Source organism: Pseudovibrio axinellae (genome assembly GCF_900110875.1).
In the GTDB taxonomy this organism is placed as follows: Bacteria; Pseudomonadota; Alphaproteobacteria; order Rhizobiales; family Stappiaceae; genus Pseudovibrio; species Pseudovibrio axinellae.
The window spans coordinates 1-3942 of the sequence record NZ_FOFM01000055.1 but is presented as its reverse complement, the minus strand read 5'-3'; the positions used below and the strand labels follow the sequence as shown (position 1 = coordinate 3942).

At 47.3% G+C, this 3942-nt stretch carries 3 protein-coding genes and 1 pseudogene; 1 reads left to right on the top strand and 3 read right to left on the bottom strand.

The window, feature by feature from the left end:
* Positions 1 to 1473 (bottom strand): B12-binding domain-containing radical SAM protein (locus tag BMZ51_RS23220; RefSeq protein WP_074882396.1); only part of this gene is annotated, 1473 nt, incomplete at its 3' end.
* Between the two features lie 224 nt (positions 1474 to 1697).
* Complete coding sequence (locus BMZ51_RS23215; protein ID WP_068006413.1) at positions 1698 to 2591, bottom strand: LysR family transcriptional regulator; 894 nt, start codon at positions 2589 to 2591, stop codon at positions 1698 to 1700.
* A 104-nt stretch (positions 2592 to 2695) separates the two neighbouring features.
* Between BMZ51_RS23215 and BMZ51_RS23210 the strand changes: the two genes are divergently transcribed.
* The gene (locus BMZ51_RS23210) at positions 2696 to 2986 is read left to right on the top strand and encodes a putative quinol monooxygenase (protein WP_068006411.1); all 291 of its coding nucleotides are present in this window, start codon (positions 2696 to 2698) and stop codon (positions 2984 to 2986) included.
* Positions 2987 to 3119: 133 nt separating this feature from the next.
* Here BMZ51_RS23210 and BMZ51_RS23205 read toward each other — a convergent pair.
* Positions 3120 to 3824, bottom strand: a pseudogene (locus BMZ51_RS23205) (IS6 family transposase).
* Positions 3825 to 3942 lie beyond the last annotated feature (118 nt).

Sequence of the window (3942 nt, the reverse complement as noted above, 5' to 3'; positions counted from 1 at the left end):
CAACTTCACCATGAGATAAAAATACAGCATCAAAAAGAGTTTGTTACTTGGTCGCCCACGAGCGTGGACCGCAGCTCTTCGCAATACGGTCTCAATATGTTCACGTGAGTAATAACTCATCCATGCTTCTTTATATACACTTTCCCATTCCTCATCGCTCATCTTGCCATGGTGCGAGACCCGATGGTTCAAATCATATTTATTTAAATCTTCATCCATCCACTCATTTTCTCTATACAGCTTCAGATGGTCTTCAGAACCCGGAAGCGGCGTCAAATAGAAAAATTCGAGTAGATCTAGCGGCAGCTCCTTCTTAATAATCTCAATATCTCGTAGGATGCTTTCGCGGGTATCGGACGGAAATCCAAGTATATAACCTGCATATGTTGTTGCCCCATGATCGCGCCATTCCTGTAGCATCTGGCGGTATTCCGTAATCCTGTTTTGGCGTTTTTTCGCTGCAAGCAGATTGTCTGGATTGATATTCTCCAAACCAATAAAAACCCGGGTTACGCCCGCCGCACATGCTTTTTCAATGAATCGGTCGATACGGTGGCATAGCGTATCAACTTGAATGATGAATTTGATATTAAATCCCTGATGCTGACGCAGATCAATGATGCGATCAAACAGCGCTTCCCAATCTTTGTTCCGCGCAAAGTTATCGTCAGTAATAAAAAAACGATTGATACCCTGTGCGTAATTGCGGCGTATGATACGCTCAACGTCATCCGCTGATCGACTGCGGCTTTTGCGACCCTGTACGTTTATTATGGTACAAAAAGAGCATTGATAGGGACACCCACGCCCTAGATCGAAAGAAGAATGTGAACCAGCTGTCCTGACTATATGCTTTTGCGGTAAAATCGGATCGGGTTGACCATCCAAATTCGGCAGATCGTTCATAAAATTATAGATCGGTTTTAAAGTGCCCAAAAAAGCATCTTCCAAAACTTCGTCTAACCGCTGGTTTTCTGCTTCGCCAGCGAAAAACGAAATTCCTTCTTTTTGCGCTTCTACAATTTGCTGTGGAATCTCAGGAAGCATTGAGACACAGCCTGATACATGAAAGCCGCCGATACTCACCTGCATATTTAGCGCTCTAAACTGGCGAGCCAAATCCAGCGCCCTCGGAAATTGGTTGGATTGCACCCCTGCTAATGCGATCAAAGCACGGCCGCCGTCTTTGTGCACCATGTTGGCTATCCGCTTAGGCTGCACCCGCCTATTCGTTTCATCATAACTGTGAAGCTTGAGCTCAACGGTTTCACCCAGTACTTTCCTATTCTGGCAATCCTCCGCCAATCCATATAGGCAAGCAAGTGTATTAGAAGGAATTCCAGAGCGCAGCCACTGAATGGGGTACCCTTCATCGTCATAGTGCGTCGGCTTAATTATTATTAAGTGAAACTTACTATAGTTTTCCTGGTCTACCGCTCGTGATTTTCTGCCAATATTATGATCAATGCTCATGTTTTATTGCCTCTCTAACGCAGAAGAGACGGACACTAAGTTATTTGCTAGCGCCACCCAGGATGCTTACGCTACGTAATGTAATGTATTTTATTGACTGTGGGGACATTGAATTTTTAGGTAATTCAATAGAAAGGGAAGGTGAGTGAGAAAAACCTATATTGTTCAATAAGTAGTGTCAGTCTACTCGAATAGTCGTCACTCATAATCCGCGGATGATCGTGCTATTTTTTGCTCTCTCCTATTGCCGCAGTTAGTGCCTCGGCTAGCGCTCGCACGCGCCGTGGTTGTGCCTGGCCGGGGGGGAACATCATCTGCAGCGGACTCGGTGGAGGGGAATAATCCTCCAACAGTGCGATAAGCTTACCAGATTTGAGATCGGGCATTACGTCGAGTTCTGATTTCAAAATGATACCATGCCCCTCGCGCGCCCACTGCCGTATCAAAGAGCCATCATTAATAATCTTGTTACCACGTACTGTCACGACTTGCGGTTTCTTTGCAGTACCGAAGCGCCAAACATTGTCCAAGGAGACTCCAAACCTCATGATTAAGCAATTATGCTGCGTCAAATCTACGGGTGTTTGCGGTACGCCAAAAGTTTTGATGTAGGATGGCGATGCGCAAACAATGCGGCGAAAATACCCTATATTCCGCACCCTCAAAGTGCTGTCTTCGATTGAACCAAAGCGCAGCGCAAGGTCGTATCCTTGGCCAACTAGGTCGACATAGCCATCTGATAGAAACAGCTCTATTGAAATAGAAGGGTGTTCTTTTACGAAGGTAGAGATAACGTTCGAGACGAGACTGCGTCCAATGTCAATTGGTGCACTTATCCGAATTAGCCCAGACAGGGTATTCGCCCCATGGCGTATACGGGCCTCAAGTTCCTCAATCTCTCCCAACACGAGCTTTGCTCCGCTCAACAGGGTGCGGCCTTCATCTGTCAAGCTCAATGAGCGCGTCGTACGGTTAAACAGAACGACGCCAAAGTGCGCCTCAAGCGCAGCAAGTCGCTCGGAAACTGTGGTTGCAGACAAGCCGACTTCACGTCCTGCTGCGACAAGACTGCCTTTCTCGGTGATGGTCAAAAACAGGCGGATGTTGTCAATTAGCATTATACGCTATTTCCGGATTATCATTGCGATTGAAGCCTGTTTATCTGTTTATACCTGATTTGTATAACTCAAACATCAGAACAGTTAATCGAAGGAATGACCTAATGTCCAAGCTCACTATCATTGCAAATATTCACGCAAAGCCAGGCCAAATCGAACTCGTAAAGGCAGAGCTGCTCAAGCTGGTGCCTATCACTCGGGCTGAAAAAGGCTGCATTAATTATGATCTGCATCAGGACAATGAAGACCCGGCGCATTTCACATTCCACGAAAACTGGGAAAGTCGAGAAATCTGGCAGGAGCACATGAATGCACCGCACCTTGCAGCCTACATGAAGGCAACCGATGGTGCTGTTAATCAGTTTATTCTTGCAGAAATGTCACAAATCGGCTGACTTGCCCCATTAATGGAGGGGCGCTGGCGTGGAAATATGCCACCAATTTCAGTTCTGTGGCATGCGTAATACCACCAATGGGTGCGATCAACTTAACTTGAATTTGGCAGCAAGAGCTTTCGCCATGCGGATTTCAAGCGCGAAGCATAGCCGCCTGTTTCCATTGTGAGAAAGCGTTGATGCGGTGGAGGTGAATGTCGATTGCAGAACGTTGGTGGCGAGGTGGAACGAACAGATTAGGCAGGCCCGAGAAGACGGCCAGAAATCTTTGAAGCTGACCTTGCGACTTGAACTTTTGCATGGCTCGCTCTCGTTTTAGCAAGGGCAAATGCGAGTTCTGTGCGCGATTATTTAAGCCCCATATGGCTGCAGTGCTCGACAGTCGGCATCACCTTGCATTTTGCCGCTCCATAAGAGCCGAGTTTATCGGTAATCATCCGCTTTGGAGTAACTTGCTGCTGGGATAACAGACGGGTCAATAAACGTTTGGCAGCCTTGGTATTACGCCGTCTTTGAAGGATTTCGTCCAGAATGTAACCATCCTGATCAACGGCTCGCCACAAGTAATATCGCTGATCCTGGACTATGATCACAACCTCACCCAGATACCAGACATCATCGTTGCGGGCCTTTTTCCGGCGCAACTGGCCAACATAAGCTGGGCCAAACTTAATACCCCAGCGCCGGATGGTTTCAATTGAGACCAAAATGCCCCGTTCCAGCAGCATTTCTTCCACCTCGCGCAGGCTGAGCGAAAAGCGGTGATAGAGCCAACAACGTGAGCTATGATCTCGGGTGGAAAACGATGGCGTTTGTAAATGATCGGAGCTGAGGTCATACATCGCTGCTATCCTATCAATCTGGCCCGAAAGTTAACGTGAACTCACCCGTTTAGGTAGATGGCAAGCCTGAAATCTGACATGGCAAAACACCATTTCAGGCGCCTCCGCTAGCCC